Origin of the sequence: Streptomyces sp. NBC_01334 (assembly GCF_035983595.1) — a bacterium.
GTDB lineage: Bacteria > Actinomycetota > Actinomycetes > Streptomycetales > Streptomycetaceae > Streptomyces > Streptomyces coriariae.
Genome location: NZ_CP130718.1, coordinates 5,321,645 through 5,341,399, shown reverse-complemented (window position 1 = coordinate 5,341,399; position 19,755 = coordinate 5,321,645). Strand labels below are relative to the sequence as shown.

The following is a 19,755-nucleotide window of genomic DNA, read 5'->3' as shown; positions in this document are numbered from 1 at the left end:
GGTCTGGTTGACAAGCATTTAACGTCCCGACACCCTTGACCGACTCATTCGGGCTACAGACTTCCGGTCCAGCACACCAGCGGACGACCAGGAGAGGGGCCACCCCGATGGCAGTGGACGAGGGCGTCGCCTCAGCGGCGGACACAGCGGCGAAGTCAGGCGAGGAAGGCACCGTTCACCGGCTCAAGCCCAACGCCATCGGCCTGCTCGGGGTGGTCTTCATGGCCGTCGCGACGGCCGCGCCGATCACCGCGATGACCGGCAACGTGCCCTTCATGGTGTCGTCGGGCAACGGCATCGGCGCCCCGGCGAGCTACCTCGTCGCAATGGTCGTCCTGGCAATCTTTTCCGTCGGCTTCACTTCGATGGCGAAGCACATCACCTCGACGGGCGCCTTCTACGGCTTCATCTCCTACGGCCTCGGCCGCTCGGTCGGGCTCGCCTCGGGGCTGCTCGCGACCTTCGCGTACGTGGTGTTCGAGCCGGCGCTGATCGGCATCTTCTCGACCTTCGCCACCACCACCCTCCACGACCAGACGGGCCTCGACATCCCCTGGTGGGCGTTCGCGGTGCTGATGCTCGCGGTCAACGCGACGGGCACCTGGTTCGGCGTCTCCGTCGCCGAGAAGCTGCTCGTCGTCCTGCTCGCCACCGAGGTGACGATCCTCGCGGCGATGGCGATCTCGGTCGCCTTCCACGGCGGCGGCCCGGACGGCTTCAGCATCGACCCGGTCAACCCGGTCAACGCCTTCAAGGGGACCAGCGCGGGCCTCGGGCTCTTCTTCGCGTTCTGGTCCTGGGTCGGCTTCGAGTCGACGGCGATGTACGGCGAGGAGTCGCGCAACCCGAAGAAGATCATCCCCAAGGCCACGATGATCTCGGTGCTGGGCGTCGGCGTCTTCTACGTGTTCGTCTCCTGGATGGCCATCACGGGCACCGGACAGTCGTCGGCCGTGAAGGTCGCCGGCGACAACCCGCTCGGCCTGTTCTTCGGCCCCACCGAGCGGTACGTCGGCCACTGGGCCGTCGACGTCATGCAGTGGCTGATGATCACCGGTTCGCTGGCCTGCGGCATGGCCTTCCACAACTGCGCCGCCCGCTACATGTACGCGCTGGGCCGCGAGGGCGTACTGCCCTCCCTGAAGAACACCGTCGGCCGCACCCACGCCCGGCACGGCTCCCCGCACATCGCGGGCCTGGTCCAGACCGTCGTCTCGGCCGTTCTGATCGGCGCGTTCTGGGCGGCGGGCAAGGACCCGTACACCGGTACGTACGTGCTGCTCGCGATCCTCGGCACGATGGCGATCCTGGTGGTTCAGGCGGTGTGCTCGTTCGCCGTGCTGGTCTACTTCCGCTCCCACCACCCCGAGAGCCGGCACTGGTTCAGGACGTTCACCGCCCCGCTCGTCGGCGGCGTCGCGATGCTCGCCGTGGTCACGCTGCTGGTGTCCAACATGGGGGTGGCGGCGGGGCCGGAGTCGGGTTCGCTGGTGCTGAAGGCGACGCCGTGGCTGGTCGCGCTGATCGCGGTGGCCGGCGTGGGCTACGCCCAGTACCTCAAGCGGCGGGACCCGTCCCGCTACCTGCTGCTGGGGCGGACGGTGCTGGAGGAGACGAAGGAGCGCTAGCGAGGGCTAGTCCTCCCCGAACACCGTCACACGGTGGACGCGCCACCGCTCCATCATGGCCGAGATCTCGCCTTCGATGAACTCGAAGAAGGCGAGCGTCTCGGCCATGCGGCGTCCGGCCGGCGTGTCCGAGCCGAGGCTCAGCACGCCCTCGCGCAGCGCGCCCTCCCACCGCTTGATGAGGGTGTCGCGATTGGTCAGCGCCTCGTACCACTGGTCGCCGTGCACCCGGTAGCGCTCCCGGCGCGAGCCGGGCTCCCGCTCGCGGGACACCATGTGCGTCTGGGCCAGGTAGCGCACCGCGCCGGAGACGGCGGCGGGACTGATCCGCAGCTGTTCACCCAGCTCGGCGGAGGTCATCACACCCTCGTCGGAGGAGAGGAGCGCGGCGAAGACCCGCGCCGCCATGCGCTGCATCCCCGCCTCGACGAGCTGGGCCGCGAAGGACTCGACGAACTTCGACACGGCCTCCGCGTCCCGCCCGTTCTCGCTCATGCCCGCATTCTAACGGTTCTTCGCACGATTCCTTAACTTCACAAATTTCTGAAAGAAGCGTACGTTCGGTGCCATGACGAAGGCCATCTCGGTGTCCGGACTGCACAAGTCCTTCGGCCGCGCCCACGCTCTGGACGGCCTCGACCTGGAGGTCGAGACCGGTGAGGTGCACGGCTTCCTCGGCCCCAACGGCGCCGGCAAGTCCACCACCATCCGCGTCCTGCTCGGCCTGCTGCGCGCCGACTCCGGCGCCGCGCAGGTCCTCGGCCGCGATCCGTGGACGGACGCGGTCGAGGCACACCGCCGCATCGCGTACGTCCCGGGCGACGTGACCCTGTGGCGCAACCTCTCCGGCGGCGAGGTCATCGACCTGTACGGCAGACTGCGCGGCGGCCTGGACGCGGCCCGCCGGGCCGACCTGATCGACCGCTTCGAACTGGACCCCACCAAGAAGGGCCGTACGTATTCCAAGGGCAACCGCCAGAAGGTCGCCCTGGTGGCCGCGTTCGCCTCCGACGTCGACCTGCTGATCCTGGACGAGCCGACCTCGGGCCTGGACCCCCTGATGGAGGAGGTCTTCCAGCGCTGCGTGCGGGAGGAACGGGACCGCGGCCGGACGGTCCTGCTGTCCTCCCACATCCTCAGCGAGGTCGAGGAGCTGTGCGACCGCGTCAGCATCATCCGCAAGGGCCGCACGGTGGAGACGGGCTCACTGGCCGACCTGCGCCACCTGACGAGGACGAGCGTGACGGCCGAACTCACCCACTCCCCCAACGGGTTGGCCCACCTGCCGGGCGTGCACGACCTCGAGGTGCAGGGAAAGCACGTGACGCTGCACGTCGACACCGACAAACTCGACGCGGTACTGCGGTCGTTGGCGGACTCGGGCGTACGGTCGCTGAGGTCGACGCCACCGACGCTGGAGGAGCTGTTCCTGCGGCACTACCAGGAGACGCGGGCATGACCACGCTGGCGGGCACCGGCCCGCTCCTGCGCTTCGCGCTGCGCCGCGACCGGGTGTTGATCCCCGTCTGGGTGGCCGTGAACACCCTGATGATCCTCTCCATGCCGAACACGCTCGAGAGCCTCTACGGCACCCCGGCCGACCGGGCCGACCTGCTGCGGCAGCTGGACACCAACGCCTCCCTGCGAGCCCTGATCGGCCCCGTCTTCGACGACTCGCTCGGCGCGCTGACGGCCTGGCGGGTGGGCGTGTACGCGGGCGCGCTCGCCGCCGTGACGAGCCTGCTGATCGTCGTACGGCACACCCGTGACGAGGAGGAGAGCGGCCGCCAGGAACTCCTCGCGTCCGGCATGGTCGGCCGCCGCGCCTCCCTCACGGCGGCCCTGCTCGCGGCGGGCGTCGCCAACGCCGTACTGGCCCTGCTGGTGACGGCGGGACTGGCCGGCCAGGGAGCGGCGGGCGCGGTCGCGTTCGGCCTCGGGCTCGCCGGGGTGGGCATGGTGTTCGCCACGGCGGCGGCGGTCCTCGCGCAGCTCACCGAGAGCGCGCGACTGGCCCGGGGACTGACGGCCGCGGTGCTGGGCGCGGCCTTCGTCCTGCGGGCGGCGGGCGACTCGTCGACCGACGCCGGTGCGTCGGCGCTGACCTGGCTGTCCCCGCTCGGCTGGCTGGAGAACCTGCGGGCGTTCGCGGACGAGCGGTGGTGGGTGCTGCCCCTGTTCGCGGCGGCGGTCGTGGCGCAGGGCGCGCTGGCGTACGGGCTGGCCGGCCGCCGGGACGTGGGCATGAGCTTCCTGCCCACTCGACCGGGCCCCCCGACAGGACGTCTGGGCACGGCCTCCGCGCTGGCCTGGCGGCTGCAACGGGGCGCGGTGCTGGGCTGGAGTGTCGGCTTCTTCCTCGCGGGGGTGGTGTACGGCGGGCTCACCGAGGGCGCGGCCGACCTGGTCGCCGACAACGACAAGGCCCGCGAGATCTTCGAGCGGATGGGCGGCCGGTCGGACCTGACGGACGCGTTCCTCGCCTCGATGATCGGCATGCTCGGCCTGATCGCCGCCCTGTACGTCGTGTCGTCCGTCCTGCGGCTGCACGGCGAGGAGACGTCGGGCCGCGCGGAACCGGTCCTGGCGAACGCGGTGGGCCGACTGCGCTGGGCGGCCGGTCACCTCCTGACCGCCTTCGGCGGCGCCACCCTGATCATGCTCCTGGCCGGGCTGGGCTTCGCGGCGGGCTACGGCAAGGAGATCCTGCCGATCATGGGCGCCTGTCTGGTGCAGCTCCCGGCGATCTGGCTGGTCGGCGGCCTGGCCGTCCTGCTGTACGGCACGGCCCCGCGGCTGGCGCCGGCCGCGTGGGGTGTGGCGGGCGCGATCCTGCTCATCGGCTGGATCGGCCCGGCCCTGGACGCCCCGCAGGCCGTCCTGGACCTGTCGCCCTTCGGCCACCTGCCGAAGCTGCCGGGCGGCGGGATGGAGTGGGGGCCGGTGCTGGTGCTCTCCGCTGCGGCTGCGGCCCTTGTGGCCGCGGGGCTCGCGGCGCTGCGACGGCGGGACCTGACGACCTAGGGCGCCGGCCGACCGAGTTCACCATGGCGGTCGGCGCACGGGGGCCGCACGAAAACCGGGAGGCGCCGCGTGGGCGTCTCCCGGTCGAAGCAGACGGCGAGGAAAGCGAAGGAACTTGTTTCATTGCAGGAAATTGAGAAGGAAGCCCCTTCATGGCCTCGCCGTGGGCAACGCTAGCAGTCAGCCCGGGATCAGGTCGCGCAGATTTTCGAGCGTGATGACCCGGGAGTCCGGGTGCAGCCCCTCGGGACGTTCCAGACCGATGTACGTCACGGGCTCGGTCGGGACCGGCTCGCCGTCCCACAGCTCCGCGTCCGTGGTGTCGCCACACATCAGGTCGATCAGGTACCACACCGTCAGCTGCTCGCGCTCCACGATCGCGCGCACCACCTTGGACACCGACACCTGGTTCTCCTCGACCCGGTTGGCCGACGAGATGCCCTTCAGATACAGGTGCAGCCACTTCGCGCGCCACCGGCCGTCGTCCTCGCGCAGGAACACCAGCGGCAGCGCCACCCGACCCGCCCCGCGAAGGTCCGACTTCATCCGCACCGTGCGCGGCTCGAACGGCCGGCCCTTCTGCTCACCGTCGCGCAGCATGAAACCGAAGAACGACTCCTCGACCTCCTCGAAGCTCTCCCCGGCGTAGATGTTGACCTGCGGGACGATGAACGAGCCGCGTATCCGGTCCAGGGACAGGTCGATGAACTCCGAGGCCCCGTCGGGCGCCTCGGTGACATCGCCGGAGTGCCTACCCCCGACAGCCGTGAGGGAGGTGTAGGAGAGCCAGGAGTCGGTGCGGTAGTCGGCGTGCAGGAGCAGCGCCGAGAGGTCGAAGTCCGTCCGGTTCCCGGTCTCCTTCCAGTACACGAAGAAGCGCAGCCGCTCGCCGTCGACCGCGGAGACGGAGCCCCTGGGCAGCACGCCGAGCCCGGCCGCGGTCGCCCTGCCGCTGAGCGGGAGCGCCACGTCGAGGACGTCCGGGTCGACGAGCAGCCGCCCCGGCGCCGGAAGCCTGCGGCGCAGCTCGGCGTCGAGGGCGGCGATCAGACGATCACGGTCGGCGGCCGGTACGGGCGGCCGGTGGTCGGGGGTCACCCAGGCGCGGCCGCAGCGGTTGACGAAGATGCGGGGTTCGTCGGTCTCCCGCTCCCGGTTGTGGAAGTGCTCGCGGACCGAGAGCACGACCCGGCCGGAGACCTCGGGGGCGACCCGCACGGCGGCGGCCACCACCGCGTCCCGCTGCTCCTGGTCGGCGGCGATACGCAGCAGAAGGTCGAGGGCGCGGAACAGCTTGCCGGGAGCGGACTCCATCAGCCGCACCGCACCGAGGACGTCGAACGCGTCGAGCAGCTTCTCGAAGCGGCTGTCGTGGGACAGCGCCTCCTTCTCGCCCCGGGCCACGGCGAACACGTCGGCGGCGTGCGGCCAGCGCGGGTACTCGTGCGGGTGCAGACGCTCGCCGAGCCGCTTGAACGGCTCGCGGTACGCGTGCACATCGGCCAGCTTCGCGGGGTTCGCCGCGATCACGGCGTCGAGGCCCGCGAGCAGCGCACGGCGGGCCGGCCGCGAGAGCGCCCGGAACCGGGTCGGCTCCCGCAGCGTCACGTCGCCGCCCGACAGCGCGCAGGCCAGCCGCAGCACATCGACGACGGTGTCCAGCAGGAGGTCCGCGCCGACGGCGAGGCGGGCCTCGTTGACGACCGCCCGGTTCTCCCGGACCGGGATCGCCTCCGGCTGGGGGCCGGGCGCGCACCGCTCGGCGAGGGCCTTGAGATCGCTCAGGTGCTCCTCGCCCAGGGGCGTCGTGCTGCCCGCCAGTGCCAGGTACAGGTCGGTCAGTTCGTCGTCCAGGTCCCGCCCGAGGTGCAGGACGGTCACCCGGTCGCCCGCCGAGGCGATCAGCTCGTCCTGCGCCGCGCGCATCTCCTCGTAGGTGTGCTGGTAGCGGCCGTAGGTGGGGAGGCTGAGCAGGTCCAGGACCCCGTGGGCCAGCTGCGTCAGCACGTTCTCGCGCGCCTTGTCGTCGCCGAGCGCCTTCGCCACACACCGCATCCAGAACTCTTCGGTGTCCGGCACGTTCGCCGGGAAGTCGATGAAGTACACGTTGTGCCGGACATGGTCGCCCACCATCTCGCTCACGGTGCGCAGCGTCCGCCGCGCGGTGTGCACGACCGCGGCCTCGGACAGCCCCGACAGCCGTTCCAGCAGCTCCGCCGAGAGCTTGAAACCCACGGACGCCAACGCCGCGTCGAACTGCCGCGCGGCGGTGGCCCCTTGCCCGGCGGAACCCTTCGGGGAGGGAAGACGGTGGGTGTGCCGGATGACCAGCGGTTCGAGACTGTGCGCCATCCGGGGATGATCGCAGAGGCGCACGAGCAGACGCACGAGAGTTTCCCGCACGCTCTCGCCGCCGGCTGCCCCGGACCCGCAGGTGGCCGACCCGAACCCGTCGCCGGCCGATCGGGATCCGCAGGTGGCCGACCCGGACCCGTCGGTGGCCGACCGGACCCGTCGTCGGCCGCCCCGGACCCTCGGCTGTCGGCCCGAACCCGTCGGTGGTCGGCCGGCGGGTCGTGCGGGCGGGGCTTCGGGCGGTGGGGCTTCGGGCGGGTGGGGAACCCCCGGCGGGCGGCGTGCGTCCGTATCCGGCATGGGACAACGCACGCAGGCCGCCGGCGGGTGCCTCGCCATGGCGCTCGGCTGGGGCGCGGGACTCACGGTGTGGTCCGTCGACGTCCGCTCCCGCCTCTGGCGCTTCGAACAGGCACCCGACTGGAGCGTCCTCTACGCGGAACTGCCGCTCGCCCTGCTGGGCGGGACGGCCGCGGGCCTGGCCCTGTGGGCCGTGTTCGCCCGCATCCGCCTCAGAGGGTCACGCTGAGCCCCTCCAGCCCCCGGATCACGAAGTTCGGCTTGCGCCGGGGCTCCGCCGCCAGGGCCAGGGTGGGGGCCCGTTCCAACAGGGCCGTCATCGAGGCGGCCAGCTCGATACGGGCCAGCGGCGCGCCGATGCAGTAGTGGATGCCCGCGCTGAAGGAGATGTGCGGGTTCTCGGGGCGGCTGAGATCGAGCCGGTCCGGGTCGGCGAAGACGGCCGGATCGTGGTTCGCCGACCCGAAGAGCATGGCGATCTCGGCTCCCCGGGGCACGGTGGTCCCGTCGATCTCGATGTCGTCGAGCACCCACCGCTCGAACAGCTGGAGCGGGGTGTCGTACCGCATCAGCTCCTCGACGGCGGAGGGGACGAGCGAGTGGTCGGCGCGCAGCGCGGCCAGTTGCCCGGGGTTCCTGAAGAGCGCCCACCACCCGTTGACGGTGGCGTTCACGGTCGCCTCGTGCCCCGCGTTGAGCAGCAGCACCGCGGTCGAGATCATCTCCTGCTCGGTGAGCCGGTCGCCCTCGTCGTGCGCGGCGATGAGACCGGAGATGAGATCGTCGCCGGGCTCCTTGCGCCGCGCGGCGATCAGCTCCAGCAGATACTCGGAGAACTCCACCGAGGCCCGCACGGCCTTCGCCGCCGTCTCCTTCGACGGGCTGAGCTCGTACATCCCACAGATGTCCGCCGACCAGGGCCGCAGCGGCCCCCGGTCCGCCTCCGGGATGCCGAGCATCTCCGCGATCACGGCGACGGGCAGCGGCTCGGCGACATCGCTGAGCAGATCGCCCCCGCCCGCCGCCACCAGCCGGTCCACCAGCTCCCCGGCCAGCCGCCGCACATACGGCTTCAGCCGCTCCACCGTGCGCGGGGTGAACGCCTTCGACACCAGCCGCCGGATGCGGGTGTGGTCCGGCGGCTCCAGGTCGAGCATCCCGTGATCGTTGAGCGTGTGGAACGGCTCCTGCTCGGCCGGTGGCGCCGTCCGCCCGAAGTCCTCGTGCGTGAACCGGTGCTGATACGTCCGCCCGAGCCGCCGCTCCCGCAGCAGCGCCGAGACATCCGCGTGCCGAGGCACCAGCCACTGGTCGGTCGGCTCGTAGTAGATCACCCGCCCCCGCTCCCGGAGCTCGGCGTAGGCCGGGTAGGGGTCCGACACGAAGGCGGGATCCCAGGGGTCGAACGAGAGAGCGTCAACTACTGCCATGAACGGACGCTAGCCGGTGGAGGAGCTGCTGACCAGGGGGTCCTGCGGAACGGCGATCAGTTGCTCCCTCAACGCGCGGACGGCTGGACGACCGTCGGGCCGCCCCGGTGGGGCGTGGCGACGTGCCGCTCGGCCGGTTCGGGCAGCGCGTCGACGCAAGCCCGCGAACAACCCAAGCACCGGCGGACGACGACCCGGTGTGCGTCCTAGCCCGGGGTCACCAGTCGGGCCTCGTAGGCGAAGACCGCCGCCTGGGTGCGGTCTCTCAGGCCCAGCTTGACCAGGATCCTGCTCACGTGGGTCTTGATGGTCGACTCCGCGACCACCAGCCGGCCGGCTATCTCCAGGTTCGACAGGCCCTGGGCGATGAGGACCAGTACCTCCGTCTCGCGTTCGGTCAGGTCGCCGTAGGCCGCCTGCGCCGTCGCCGACAGTCGCGGGGTGTCGGACAGCTTGGAGAACTCCGTGATCAGGCGCCGGGTGACGGACGGGGCCAGGAGCGCCTCGCCGGCCGCCACCACCCGCACCCCGTCGGCCAGTTGGCGGGCCGACGCGTCCTTCAGCAGGAAGCCCGAGGCACCCGCGCGCAGCGCCTGGTAGACGTACTCGTCCAGGTCGAAGGTCGTCAGTACCAGGACCTTCGCCGAGCCGTCCGCCGCGACGATCTCCCGCGTCGCCTCGATGCCGTTCAGCTCCGGCATGCGGATGTCCATCAGGACCACGTCGGGCGCGAGCTCGCGGACGCGGTCGATCGCCTCCCGGCCGTTGACCGCCTCGCCCACGACCTCGATGTCCGGCATCGCGTTCAGCAGGACCGAGAAGCCCTCGCGCACCATCATCTGGTCGTCGGCGATCAGTACTCGGATCGTCATGTTCCACTCTCGCTCGCGGCGGGCACCGGCAGGAACACCGTCACCTCGTAGCCGCCCGTCGGGGTCGGCTCCGCCGTCATCTCGCCGTTCAGCATGCCGACTCTCTCCCGCATTCCGGTGATCCCGTGGCCGGCCCCGGGTGAGGGCTTGACCAGGGACGGGTTCGGCGGTGCGCCGTTGACTATCCGCAGTCCCAGGCCGCCCAGTACATAGCCGATCTCCACGCGGGCGCCCGCCCCGGGGGCATGGCGCAGCGTGTTGCTCAGCGCCTCCTGGACTATCCGGTACGCCGACAGCTCCACGCCCTGCGGCAGCTCGCGCACCGCGCCGGTGACCGTCTTCTCCACCTCCAGGCCCGTCTCCCGCACGTTGGCGAGCAGCCCGTCCAGTTCGGCGAGCGTGGGCTGCGGGGCGTCGGGGACCTCGTAGTCCTCGGCGCGGACCACGCCCAGAACCCGGCGCAGCTCCGTGAGAGCCGCCACCGCGTTCTCCCGGATGGTGGCGAAGGCCTTCTCCAGCTCCGGCGGCGGGTTCTCCACCCGGTAGGGGGCGGCCTCGGCCTGGATGGCGACCACCGACATGTGGTGGGCGACCACGTCGTGCAGCTCGCGGGCGATCGTGGTGCGCTCCTCCAGCAGGGTGCGGCGGGAGCGCTCGTGCGCGGTCACCGTCTGCTGGGCCGTGACCTTCTCCTCGGCCTGCCGGCGGATGTGCCAGACGGTGACGGCGAGGAGGAGGATCGCCGAGAAGACCAGCATGGGCGCGACGTTCGTGAAGTAGTGGCCCCAGCTGAAGACGGTCTCGGCGACGAAGCCGTAGGCCGCCGTCACCATCCACATCCACGCCGCCGTGCGCGGGCGAGTGCGTATCGCCACGACCGTCAGCACGATCAGATGGGCGGCGAAGCTGCCCGGCAGCCAGGGCCACTCGGTGTACGTGGTGCCGATGACCGCGACGACGGTGGTCCCCGCGAGCGACAGCCAGAACGCCCCGACCGGCCGCACCAGCGTCAGCAGCACCGGGGCCAGGGCCAGCAGCCCGGTCGGCAGACCGACGCCGCTGCCCTCCGAGTCCGCCCAGGCGATCAACATCGCCAGGACGCCGGCCGCCCCGACCACCGCGTGCCGGGACCAGGCCGCGTACTCCCGCCTGCGGCCCTTCAGGCGGCCCAGGACACGTCCGGCGGGCTCCTTGCGGGGCAGCGGGCGGTAGGCGAAGGCGTCGTGGAAGAGGTCCTCCCGCAGGCCGCGCAGGGTGTCCACGGCCGCCCGGAACTCCGGACTGCGCGGCCGGTAGGCCTCGTAGGAGTCGTCCGGGTCGTCCGGGCGCGTGGTGTGCGTCTGCGTCGTCTCTGTCACGTTGAGAACGGTAGGCGGAGGAGGGGGTCCCGGTCGTCACCAGTGAGAGGGGTTCGTGCGGATCCCTCTCAAGTACTACGGGTCCGACGCGGAGCCATCGCTCAGTACCCCGACGGTCTCACCAGCCCCGACTCGTACGCGAACACCGCCGCCTGGGTGCGGTCCCGCAGCCCCAGTTTCACCAGGATGCGGCCCACGTGCGTCTTCACGGTCTGCTCGGCCACGAAGAGGTGGTCGGCGATCTCCGCGTTGGACAGGCCCTGCGCGATCAGGGTGAGCACCTCCGTCTCGCGCTCGGTGAGATCGCCGACCCGCTCCTTCAGCGGGGCTCTGGGCCTGCCGTCGAGACGGGAGAACTCGGCGATCAGCTTGCGGGTGATGACGGGCGCGAGCAGGGCGTCGCCGGCCGCCACCACCCGGACCGCCTCGGCGAGCCGGTCCGCGGAGGCGTCCTTCAGCAGGAAGCCGGACGCCCCGGCCCGCAGCGCGTCGTACACGTACTCGTCGAGGTCGAAGGTGGTGAGGACCAGCACCTTGATGTGCGGATGCGCGACGGTGATGCGCTGCGTGGCCTCGATGCCGCCGAGCTCGGGCATGCGAATGTCCATCAGGACGACGTCCGGGGCGAGTTCGTCGACCTTGGCGACGGCGTCCAGGCCGTGCACCGCCTGCCCGACCACCTCGATGCCCGGGTGGGCGTTGAGCAGCACGGTGAAGCCCTGCCGGACCATCTCCTGGTCGTCGGCGATCAGTACGCGGATGGTGCCGCCGGTCGTCATGAGGTTCCTTCTCCTGTCGGGGGCGGGGCGCCCGCGTCGTGCACAGCGTCCATGCCGTTCATGCCGTTCATGCCGTCCCTGTCGTCCGGGAAGACGAGTTCGAGGCCCTCGGGGGTGGCGGGATCCGCGGAGTCCGCTCCGGAGCGGGAGGCGGGGAGAGCGTCCGAGCCGTCGCCGGGCGTCGCCGCGCCGTCCCGCGGGAGGAACGCCGACACCGCGAAACCGCCGTGCAGGGTCGGACGGGCGCTGACATGGCCGCCCAGCATCATCGCCCGCTCGCGCATCCCGAGCAGACCGTGCCCCGCCCCCGGGGAGGACGGTACGGGTTCGCGCGGGCGGGAGTTGACGACCTCCAGGTACAGGCCATGGCCATCGTGGGTGACCTCCACCCGCACCTGGGAACCCGGCGCGTGCCGCAGGGCGTTGCTGAGCGCCTCCTGGACTATCCGGTACGCCGACAGCTGCACGCCCGGCGGATACACCGGGGCCTCGCCCTCGACGGTGGCGACCACGTCCAGCCCCGCGGCGCGGGTGTTCTCCATGAGGGCGTCGAGGCGGTCGAGCGTGGGCTGCGGGGTGTCCGGGGCGGCTCCGGTGCCCGCCGCGCCGAGTCCGTAGGGGTCCTCCGGGTTCTCCGAGCGCAGCACCCCGAGCACCCGGCGCAGTTCGGCGAGCGCCTCCAGGGCGTTCTGCCGGATGCCGGCGAGGTTCTCCTTCAGTTCCTCGGACGGGTTCTCCACCAGGTGCGGGGCGACCTGGGCCTGGATGGAGATCACCGACATGTGGTGGGCGACCACGTCGTGCAGTTCGCGCGCGATCCGGTTGCGCTCCTCCAGCAGGGTGCGGCGGCCGCGTTCCTCAGCGGTGATCGTCTCCTGTTCGACGAGCTGGGTACGGGCCTCGCCGAGACCGCGAAACGCGGTGCCGACGAGCACGACAACCCCGCAGATCGCGACCGCGGTGACCCCCGTCGAGGTGTAGGTCGCCCCGCCGATCAGACCCTGGACCACCCAGGTCGTCACGGCGGTGGCGGTCAGCGCCGCGAGTGCCACCCGAAGGCGTGCGCGCAGCGCCAGGAGCAGGAGCACGAAGGCGTGAGCGAGGATCTCCGCAACGCTCCAGGGCCAGTCGGGTCCGGGCAGCGGGTGCCCCACCAGGGTCGGCCGCGCGGCCACCGCAGCGACGACGGTGCCGGCCAGGGACAGCGTCCACGCCGGGACCGGCCGCCACAGGGCGAGCACCACGCCCGCGCCCTGTGCGAAGCCGGTCAGGACCGCCAGTTCCGTGCCCAGGCCGTAGCGGCCCATCTGGTCCGTGCCGGCCAGCGCGATACCGAGGGCGATCCAGCACACCACCACGTACGCCGGGATCCGCAGTATGCGCAGTGCTCGAAGGCGCAGTCCCCGCAGACGCGGTGCGCCGCCGGTCGGGCGGGCCGCGCCGGGGGTGTCGCGGCCGGCGCCACGGCGGGCCGCACGGCCGGTGGGTACGAGGGCCGCGCGGTCGGGTGGGCTGCCGCCCTCAACGGAGGTCTCCTCGCCGTTCACGGGCTCAACCCTAGGCACTGGGGGCCGCCTTCGACTCCGTCCGGCCGGAGCGGTGGTGGACGCGGATCACCCGGGACCTGCGGCCGCCGGGACGGCGTGGCCCGCGTTCACAACCGTGGAACGCCGCCCGGCACACCCCCAGCACCAGGGCGAAGACCGGCAGCCACAGCAGCCGGGCCGCCACCCACTCCAGCCCGTCGGGAACCGTGTGCAGGCCGGGCAGGCGGCCCGCGAACAGGCCCGTCGCGGTGGTCGCCATCATGGCCGTCTGGTGCCAGAGGAACACCGTCATCGCCGAGAGGTTGACCAGCGCGACCGCCGCCCAGGCCAGCGGCCCGCGCACGGCCCGGCGCAGCCGGTCACGCAGTAGCAGCGCCAGTCCGCACTGGGCGAGACCGAAGGTGACGGCGGCCAGCGTCGGCGGGTTGAGGTTGGACACCGCCGCGCCCGGCACACCCACCATCGACGCCGGGTATCCGGCCCAGCCGACGAGCAGTGCCGTCGCCACCGCTCCGCCGACCAGGAGCAGCCGACCCGCGCGGGGGCGCTCCAGCTCACCGCGGGTCCAGGCCGCGCCCACGGTGTACGGCACCAGCCAGCCCGCCACCACGTTCACCCAGCCCAGCCACGCCGGGCCGCCCAGGCCGAAGCGCACCAGGTCCACATGGAGGACGACGGCCAGCGGCCACAGCGGGTTGAGCCGGACCAGCAGCGGGGTCGCGGCCGTCAGCACGGCGAAGACCAGCAGGAACCAGAGGGGGGACAGCGCCAGCTTGACCACGGTGTGCACGGTGACGAAGGACGCGCCGCCGAGCAGGAGGCCGACCGCGGCGACCGTCCACACGGCCAGCAAGGCGGCGACCGGGACGAACAGCCGCGCCAGCCGGCTTCTGAGCCATGCGCCGTAGGTCCCACCCCGCGCGCGGGCCGAGGCGAGGCTCCGGGTCGCCACATGGCCGCCCACCATGAAGAACACCGCGAGGGTCTGGAACATCCACGACACCGGGGCCAGCCAGGGCATGGGCCCCAGCGGGCTCGCGGCCCGCAGGGTTGCGCCGTCGGCGACGAGCGCCGTCACCAGCCAGTGGCCGAGGACGACACCGAGGATCGCCAGTGCCCGCAGGGCGTCCACGGCCCGGTCGCGCTGCGGCGGCGTGGCGGCGTCGATCCGGACGGCGGCCCGTCGGATCCCGAACAGCGCCCGCCCCTGCGCACCAGGCTCCTGGGTCTCATGCTCCGGTGCCTCACACACCGGTGACTCACGCTCCTGGGTCTCACGCACCGGTGACCTCCGAGGTCTCGCCGAGGACGATCCGGGCGATGTTGGCGAGGGAGGGCGAACCCGGCCTGAAGTAGTCGCTGTGGCCGCCGGAGCCCGCCGCGAAGACACGTGCGCCGAACGACGGGGACAGGGGATCGGTGCCGAAGCCGACCGTCGTGCCGAACAGGTCGGCGCTGACGTGCGGGACGTCGGCCACCCAGTCGTCGGCGCCCCGGGCCGCCCAGATCCGCGCGCGGGTGCGCAGGTCGGCCGCCGACGCCGCGCCCGTGCCCGGGCTGCCGAGGAGGACGAGATCCGTCACGTCCAGGTGCGGGGCGGCGCGGCCGCACACCACCGTGCCGTACGAGTGGCACAGGAGGGTGAACCGGGAACCCGGTGCGGTGACGGCGCGCAGCTCGCGCAGGAACTCCCGCAGGTCCGGGGCCGCTTCCTCGGCGCGGTCGGGGGTGATCACGGTGGCGCTGATCGTGCCGGGGGTGGTGTAGCCGAGCCAGGCCACCACCGCCGTGCGGAGGCCGGCGCCGGTCTGCCCGGTGAGCCGGTGGTGCAGTGCGGCCGCTCCCGCGCGGAAGCGTCCGAAGGTGTCCAGCGAGGTGTCGGAGCCCGGCACGAGGACGGCGACACGGTCGGCGTGGGCGAGGTCCCCGAACACCTCGACCGCCCGGCCGGAACCCCGGCCGTCGAAGGAGAGCAGGTTGCGGGACGGAGCGGCCAACTCCCTTTCGGCGGCGGCGCGGTGACGGTCCCCGTGGTCGGCGGCCATCCCGGACGCCAGGGTGGCGTTGGCCCGGTTGGCGGCGTACGCCCTCTCCAGCGTCGCCGCCGTCAGCGGGGCGAGGGCGGCGGGGGCCGGGGCCGGGATCCGCGGCCGGGCCGCCGCCGCTGTGAGGGGGACGACCACGGCGGCGGTGATGAGGCCGGCCAACAGGGCGCGGAACCAGTGCCGCCCTCCACGCGTTTCCCTCGCACGGCGCCACCGCCCGCGAAAACGAAGCTCCGCCATCCCGCCCTCCCCCGCCACAGCGCCCGGCCATCGGGCCTTTCTGGCTTGGAAGTTACGGATCGGCGCTCGTCGTTCGCGTCCCGCTGAGGAGCTCTTCTTCGACGTAGCTCTCAGGTACTACGGGTACGACCTAGGGGACTTCACCCCGCCGGACCGCCCCGCCGGACCCTCCGCCGGACCCTCCGCCGGACCGGGGTCACGGCTACCACGCCAGCTGCGCGATCTCCTCCGCCACCACCGCACACGCGTCCGCCGCCGGGTCGATCAACGGGAAGTGGCCGACGTCCTCCAGGAGGGTCAGCCCCACCACCTCCCCCGCCTTCGCCGCCGCGTCCGCGTACGCCTCGGCGACCGCCTGCGGGACGACCAGGTCGGTGCGGCCCTGGACGAGGGTCGTCGCGACACCCGTCGGCAACAGCAGCGCGGGGTCGGCGTACGGCCGCCGCTCATCGAACTGGCCTTCCCCGCCCAGGAGTTGGTGGGCGGCTCCGCCGCACACGTCCAGCTTCTCGGCGACCGCAAAGTCGGCGATCGGGGCCAGCGCGACGACGCCCCGCAGCCAGGCCGAATCCCCGGTGCGCCAGGGCGCGTCGGCGGGCAGCACATGCCGGGCCGCCGCCCACAGGGCGAGGTGGCCGCCCGCCGAGTGACCGGTGAGCACCGTACGGCGGGCGTCGGCCTGCGGCACGGCCTCCCGGACAAGGGCGGGGAGGGCATCGAGGGCCGCGGCGACGTCGTCGAAGGTGTCCGGCCAGCGGCCCGCGACCGGGGATGTCCCCCCCGGGGCGGGGTTCTCGGCGCCCCGCCGGTACTCCACGTTGGCCACGGCGAAGCCGCGCTGGGCCAGGAAGTCCGCGAAGGGCGTGATGTGCCGCCGGTCGTACGGCGCCCGCCAGGCTCCGCCGTGCAGCACGACGACGAGTGGGACGGACCCGCCCGGGCCGGCCTGCGCTCGCGGAACGTAGAAGTCGATCACCTGGTCGGGGTGATCGCCGTACGCCGTGGTGACGTCGGGCTCGACGGGCGGATGCGCGAAGGCCGACGCCTCCTCGGCGGCGGCCCGGGCTGCGACAACGTCGTCCGGCATGCTCCAACCTCTCAGCGGCGAAACGGATTTGGCGGACCAGGTGAGAATTCGGCCGTTGGCCGGGACGGTATCAGGCCCGTGACGTGCGCGGACACGCGGATGTCACGCTCGGTGAGAGGCAACCGGTCCAGGTAAACGGTTCTGCTGTGCCGCCGCCCCGGCAGGCCCGCCCGCCGGGAAACCCTCTGGGCGTATCCCTAGGTACGCCCGGAAGACCCGGCCGGTTCAGCCCACCAAGGAGACCGTCACCGCCGCCGCGGTGGTCAAGGACCGCGCGCCCTGGACCTGTCCCGCGTCCGCGCCCGGAGATCACCGCCTCCGTCGACGTCCCCGGCTACCAGCCGAGCCAACCTGGCCGAGGCCGACCGCCCCTCGTTCGCCCTCCGCGACCGCGGGCGCGCTGCGATCCTCAACACGGGATACGACTGGCCGCAGGGCGAGCTGACTGTCGACCTCCTCGGGGCCGATGAGCCCAGCTCGGTCGCCGACCCGGCCATCGCGTGCGCGATCCTCGCGGCAGCCGACCACGTCGACCCGGCCGCCCTCAGGCGGACCGTCCTGCTGGGCGAACTTGGTCTCGACGGCCGCGGCCGCGTCACCGACCAGACCCTCGCCGGTGTCCGCTTCGCCGACCTCTGCGGCTACAAGCGGGTGATCGTCTCCTCCACTGCGGCGACCACGATGCCAGCCAGCAAGGGTGACCCAACCGACCCTGACGTGCAGTTGGGACAGCAAAGGCCCCACCCTCGAAGGTGGGGCCTTATTTGCACGGAATCCGAGATCGGTTCCCGAAGAGGCTTTTGGAGCTGCCGAGTTGGTAGCGTCACAGAAGCTGAGTAGCCGGTGACTTCAGCTGATCAGCAGGGGGCGCCTGAGCCGACTGTTTCGACGCGGACGCACTCGGGCGCGCCCCCACCAACACAAGCGCAGTCTCGCACCTTCGGCTATCCCAATGCACGTCATACGGCGATTGGATACCCGGCAGCCCGGTGCGAGCACGGAGAGCAATGTTTGATCAACTGTTCGAAGTCGTACCGCACGGCCTTGAGCTGCTCTGGGAGTTGTTCGTCGCGATGGTCTTCGCGCTGCTCGCCGCTGTCTTCCTGGAGCGGATGAAGCGGGCCCGGCGAGTCCCGCGCCTCGCGCTTCCCCGGATCGCTCTCGACCTGACGAAGCCCGCCGTGGTGTTCGTGCTCCAGGTCGTCGCCGTCCTCGCCGCCCTGTCGATCTTCCACCTGATGGGAAAGCTGTGAGTACGACCCAGGAGACCCCGTCCCGCCCCCCGCAGGGGCGCAAGCGCCTCCCCATCAACGAGAGCCGTCTGCCGTGCGCTCGCCGGCTCGGCGAGATGCTCCAGAAGAACTGCCCGCCCCCGACCATGCTCAGGCTCGCCGACATCGCGGTGGCGGTGCCCACCAGCGTCTCGACGGTGTCGCGAGCGATGCGGGCTGCGAAGGTGCCCATCTGGGAGAACGTCGAAGGCATGGCCGCCGAGTTGTACGTCCACCGCGACAAGATCGCCGAGCCGGAGAACTTCCCCCTCCGGGAGACTTGGTATGCGACCTGGCTCGCCGCCTGGGTGGAACAGGGCGGCAAGCCGTACAACATGCCACCTCCTGGACGCAAGCACCTCCCGGGGTTGGCCGCCGTCATCAGGCCCGGCACATCCGTCCTGCCGGGGATGGCCAGGACCGTGCTGCGCGTGGCCATCGTGCTGCTGCCCGTGGTGATCGCGCTGCTGGCGATCATCGCCGCGAGCATCGGCGTGAACAAGGCCGCCAACCACGCCCCGCCGGGGTGGCTCTGGTGGATCATCAACGTGGACCTCGCCCTCAGGGTGCCGTTGATGTTGTCCTTCCAGCGGATCGTCGAGGAGTTCCTGCGTCACCACTTCGGGAGGAACGGACGTGTGAGCCGTTGGATGGGGGACAAATACCGCTGATACTGATAAAATGCCCGAAATTGTACAGAAGGTGTGATCCGTGAAGTCTGGCGGTTCACCGTCCGAGGCCCTCGCCCCCACCCGGGGCGGGGGCCTCAGGCGTGCGACCACCAAGAACGCGACGGATTGCCCGAAAGGACTGTTCAGCCACCATCTGCGCCCGTCTTGATCGCCCACCGATCCGGAGTCGCCCCGTGTTCCACTTCCACGGCTCGATCCCATCCGACATGTGCAGCATCGTCCACGAGCACGTATCCCTCTGAACCGACGTCACCGACGTCTGCTGCGGCGACTTCACCGTCGAGAAGGCCATCGCCTCGCTCGGGAAGAACGTACGAAGACGACTCGCTTCCCCCGTGGGCCGACGACGAAGCCGACGACGAGACCGCGCACGCCGACGCGGCTTACCTGGCAGGTGAGAAGAAGCTGTTGGCGTCCGCGTGGACGGCCATGCAGGCCGCCGACCCGATGCCCGCTGCCCGGTTCGCCGAGCCGACCGCTGAAGAACTCCCGCCCGGCAGCGGCGGCGTCCACTACAAAGACAGCCGCGTGTACGGCTGGGTCGCCCAAGCCGGTGAGCCCCACGCGGGCTACCCCGGGAAGAAGCTGACGATCGAGTCCCTCGGCACGCTCGACCTGACGCACTTCCTCCGCGCCCGGTTCGCGCTCGACGACGGCTCGTTCATCAAGGCCGGTGTGATGACGATGGACGTCGGTCACCACCGCGACGGCGCCGAGTGCGAGACAGCCTCCTGCCAGTTCGACGACACCAGGACGGTCGGCGCGACCGTCACCGTCGGCATGAACGACGGCGGCCTCTCGTTCAGCGGCGCGGCAGCACCATGGCTGAGTGAGGGGGACCGCGCGGTGTTCGCCGCCTACCAACAGTCGTATCACCTGCGGTAGGGCAACGGCGGCCAGCTCCGCGCCGTGCTGACCGTGCCGGTGCCCGGTCATTCCTGCCGCTCCTGGCGGCGCTGTCCACCGTGGCGGAGCGATCGAACCTGGCGCTCGCGGCCTCCGCGGCGGGCTTCCTGCCCGCCATGGACACCGTGTACGGACAGTGCATCCGGACGGCGGGAACAGGTGTCGCGCCCACCCCAGCCGTGGACGTGGAGGCCCTCGACAGCGGGCCCCTCATCGACCTG

18 protein-coding genes are annotated in these 19,755 nt (G+C 71.7%); 8 read left to right on the top strand and 10 right to left on the bottom strand.

What is annotated here, in order from left to right:
* The first annotated feature begins 107 nt into the window (after positions 1-107).
* Positions 108-1,628: an APC family permease gene (locus tag OG736_RS23965; protein WP_327184268.1), complete on the top strand. Its 1,521-nt coding sequence runs from the start codon at positions 108-110 to the stop codon at positions 1,626-1,628.
* Between the two features lie 6 nt (positions 1,629-1,634).
* On the opposite strand, the gene OG736_RS23960 is transcribed toward OG736_RS23965, so the two are convergent.
* The gene (locus tag OG736_RS23960; protein ID WP_327184267.1) at positions 1,635-2,123 is read right to left on the bottom strand and encodes a GbsR/MarR family transcriptional regulator; all 489 of its coding nucleotides are present in this window, start codon (positions 2,121-2,123) and stop codon (positions 1,635-1,637) included.
* Positions 2,124-2,196: 73 nt separating this feature from the next.
* Here OG736_RS23960 and OG736_RS23955 point away from each other — a divergent pair, with 73 nt between their 5' ends.
* Both OG736_RS23955 and OG736_RS23950 read left to right on the top strand, forming a co-directional pair.
* Positions 2,197-3,087, top strand: coding sequence for an ABC transporter ATP-binding protein (locus tag OG736_RS23955; RefSeq protein ID WP_327184266.1), 891 nt, complete (start codon positions 2,197-2,199; stop codon positions 3,085-3,087).
* Positions 3,084-4,652, top strand: coding sequence for an ABC transporter permease (locus tag OG736_RS23950; protein ID WP_327184265.1), 1,569 nt, complete (start codon positions 3,084-3,086; stop codon positions 4,650-4,652). Before OG736_RS23955 ends, OG736_RS23950 begins: the two co-directional genes overlap by 4 nt.
* A gap of 180 nt (positions 4,653-4,832) precedes the next feature.
* Here the strand turns inward: OG736_RS23950 and OG736_RS23945 are convergent, their stop codons facing one another.
* Positions 4,833-7,004: a TerD family protein gene (locus OG736_RS23945; protein WP_327184264.1), complete on the bottom strand. Its 2,172-nt coding sequence runs from the start codon at positions 7,002-7,004 to the stop codon at positions 4,833-4,835.
* Positions 7,005-7,305: 301 nt separating this feature from the next.
* Here OG736_RS23945 and OG736_RS23940 point away from each other — a divergent pair, with 301 nt between their 5' ends.
* A complete protein-coding gene (locus OG736_RS23940; protein WP_327184263.1) occupies positions 7,306-7,536 on the top strand; it encodes a hypothetical protein in 231 nt (76 codons plus the stop codon).
* Here the strand turns inward: OG736_RS23940 and OG736_RS23935 are convergent.
* The 8 genes from OG736_RS23935 to OG736_RS23900 all read right to left on the bottom strand — a co-directional run bounded on the left by OG736_RS23935 (position 7,520) and on the right by OG736_RS23900 (position 16,665).
* Entirely contained in the window at positions 7,520-8,737 is a 1,218-nt protein-coding gene (locus tag OG736_RS23935; RefSeq protein WP_327184262.1) for a cytochrome P450, read from the bottom strand. The two genes, OG736_RS23940 and OG736_RS23935, sit on opposite strands and share 17 nt — an antisense overlap.
* Positions 8,738-8,943: 206 nt before the next feature.
* Positions 8,944-9,609, bottom strand: a complete 666-nt coding sequence (locus tag OG736_RS23930) for a response regulator (RefSeq protein WP_327184261.1) — start codon at positions 9,607-9,609, stop codon at positions 8,944-8,946.
* Positions 9,606-10,967: a sensor histidine kinase gene (locus tag OG736_RS23925; protein WP_327184260.1), complete on the bottom strand. Its 1,362-nt coding sequence runs from the start codon at positions 10,965-10,967 to the stop codon at positions 9,606-9,608. Before OG736_RS23925 ends, OG736_RS23930 begins: the two co-directional genes overlap by 4 nt.
* Before the next feature lie 101 nt (positions 10,968-11,068).
* Positions 11,069-11,746: a response regulator gene (locus OG736_RS23920; protein ID WP_327184259.1), complete on the bottom strand. Its 678-nt coding sequence runs from the start codon at positions 11,744-11,746 to the stop codon at positions 11,069-11,071.
* Complete coding sequence (locus OG736_RS23915; protein WP_327184258.1) at positions 11,743-13,293, bottom strand: sensor histidine kinase; 1,551 nt, start codon at positions 13,291-13,293, stop codon at positions 11,743-11,745. The genes OG736_RS23920 and OG736_RS23915 overlap by 4 nt, the downstream gene beginning before the upstream one ends.
* A 10-nt stretch (positions 13,294-13,303) precedes the next feature.
* Positions 13,304-14,482: an acyltransferase family protein gene (locus OG736_RS23910; protein WP_327187696.1), complete on the bottom strand. Its 1,179-nt coding sequence runs from the start codon at positions 14,480-14,482 to the stop codon at positions 13,304-13,306.
* An 85-nt stretch (positions 14,483-14,567) separates the two neighbouring features.
* A complete protein-coding gene (locus OG736_RS23905; RefSeq protein WP_327184257.1) occupies positions 14,568-15,578 on the bottom strand; it encodes an alpha/beta hydrolase in 1,011 nt (336 codons plus the stop codon).
* A gap of 202 nt (positions 15,579-15,780) precedes the next feature.
* Positions 15,781-16,665: an alpha/beta hydrolase gene (locus tag OG736_RS23900; RefSeq protein ID WP_327184256.1), complete on the bottom strand. Its 885-nt coding sequence runs from the start codon at positions 16,663-16,665 to the stop codon at positions 15,781-15,783.
* Positions 16,666-16,944: 279 nt separating this feature from the next.
* On the opposite strand from OG736_RS23900, the gene OG736_RS47310 reads away from it, so the two are divergent.
* The 4 genes from OG736_RS47310 (at position 16,945) to OG736_RS23885 (ending at position 19,513) form a co-directional block, all read left to right on the top strand.
* On the top strand, positions 16,945-17,505 hold the full coding sequence (locus tag OG736_RS47310) for a magnesium chelatase domain-containing protein (RefSeq protein WP_442817187.1): 561 nt from the start codon (positions 16,945-16,947) through the stop codon (positions 17,503-17,505).
* Between the two features lie 167 nt (positions 17,506-17,672).
* Positions 17,673-17,918 (top strand): hypothetical protein, encoded by a 246-nt coding sequence (locus tag OG736_RS23895; RefSeq protein ID WP_327184255.1) that lies wholly within the window; start codon positions 17,673-17,675, stop codon positions 17,916-17,918.
* The gene (locus OG736_RS23890; RefSeq protein ID WP_327184254.1) at positions 17,915-18,607 is read left to right on the top strand and encodes a hypothetical protein; all 693 of its coding nucleotides are present in this window, start codon (positions 17,915-17,917) and stop codon (positions 18,605-18,607) included. The genes OG736_RS23895 and OG736_RS23890 overlap by 4 nt, the downstream gene beginning before the upstream one ends.
* A gap of 429 nt (positions 18,608-19,036) precedes the next feature.
* Positions 19,037-19,513, top strand: a complete 477-nt coding sequence (locus OG736_RS23885; protein ID WP_327184253.1) for a hypothetical protein — start codon at positions 19,037-19,039, stop codon at positions 19,511-19,513.
* Positions 19,514-19,755 lie beyond the last annotated feature (242 nt).

What these genes read in the sequence shown, in the direction of transcription:
- OG736_RS23965 (WP_327184268.1), top strand. Translation starts at nt 108, where the DNA reads ATGGCAGTGGACGAGGGCGTCGCCTCAGCGGCGGACACAGCGGCGAAG.
- OG736_RS23960 (WP_327184267.1), bottom strand. Translation starts at nt 2,123, where the DNA reads ATGAGCGAGAACGGGCGGGACGCGGAGGCCGTGTCGAAGTTCGTCGAG.
- OG736_RS23955 (WP_327184266.1), top strand. Translation starts at nt 2,197, where the DNA reads ATGACGAAGGCCATCTCGGTGTCCGGACTGCACAAGTCCTTCGGCCGC.
- OG736_RS23950 (WP_327184265.1), top strand. Translation starts at nt 3,084, where the DNA reads ATGACCACGCTGGCGGGCACCGGCCCGCTCCTGCGCTTCGCGCTGCGC.
- OG736_RS23945 (WP_327184264.1), bottom strand. Translation starts at nt 7,004, where the DNA reads ATGGCGCACAGTCTCGAACCGCTGGTCATCCGGCACACCCACCGTCTT.
- OG736_RS23940 (WP_327184263.1), top strand. Translation starts at nt 7,306, where the DNA reads ATGGGACAACGCACGCAGGCCGCCGGCGGGTGCCTCGCCATGGCGCTC.
- OG736_RS23935 (WP_327184262.1), bottom strand. Translation starts at nt 8,737, where the DNA reads ATGGCAGTAGTTGACGCTCTCTCGTTCGACCCCTGGGATCCCGCCTTC.
- OG736_RS23930 (WP_327184261.1), bottom strand. Translation starts at nt 9,609, where the DNA reads ATGACGATCCGAGTACTGATCGCCGACGACCAGATGATGGTGCGCGAG.
- OG736_RS23920 (WP_327184259.1), bottom strand. Translation starts at nt 11,746, where the DNA reads ATGACGACCGGCGGCACCATCCGCGTACTGATCGCCGACGACCAGGAG.
- OG736_RS23905 (WP_327184257.1), bottom strand. Translation starts at nt 15,578, where the DNA reads ATGGCGGAGCTTCGTTTTCGCGGGCGGTGGCGCCGTGCGAGGGAAACG.
- OG736_RS23900 (WP_327184256.1), bottom strand. Translation starts at nt 16,665, where the DNA reads ATGCCGGACGACGTTGTCGCAGCCCGGGCCGCCGCCGAGGAGGCGTCG.
- OG736_RS23895 (WP_327184255.1), top strand. Translation starts at nt 17,673, where the DNA reads ATGTTTGATCAACTGTTCGAAGTCGTACCGCACGGCCTTGAGCTGCTC.